General features: G+C 72.6%; 1 protein-coding gene. It reads left to right on the forward strand.

Features of this window, described 5'->3' with window-relative positions; translation table 11 throughout:
• Window positions 1–431 (forward strand): DUF222 domain-containing protein (locus FLV34_RS39790; RefSeq protein WP_147945638.1); only part of this gene is annotated, 431 nt, incomplete at both ends.

Consider the following 431-nt stretch of genomic DNA (forward strand, 5'->3'; position numbering starts at 1 on the left):
CGGGATGAGCGGGCCGATTACGGGCGGCGGTTCCTGCGGGTCCGCCCGGGCAAGGGCGGCGGCGTGGAAGGGGAGTTCTACCTGCCGCGTGAGGCCGGCGCCCGGTTGATGGCGTTGTTGCAGGCGTACGCCAAGCTGAGGGCACAGGGGGATGACCGCCCGCTGACGGTGCGCCAGGCGGACGCGCTGATCGCCCTGCTGGAGCAGAAGATCGTCACCGAGCTCCTCGTCGTGGTCAGCGCCGAATCCCTCCCCACCGACCCCGAAACCACCGACCCCACCGACGACAACCCACACCCCGCCGACGACACCAGCGACCCGGCCACCGAAGACCCCGCTGCCGACGCCACCGGCGACCGTGCTCCCGGCGAGGCCGGGGCAGGTGCCGATGCCGGGAGCAATGCCGGTACCGACGAAGCTGCGGACGCCGG

It is taken from the genome of Microbispora sp. CSR-4 (genome assembly GCF_008033685.1).
Classification (GTDB): Bacteria; Actinomycetota; Actinomycetes; order Streptosporangiales; family Streptosporangiaceae; genus Microbispora.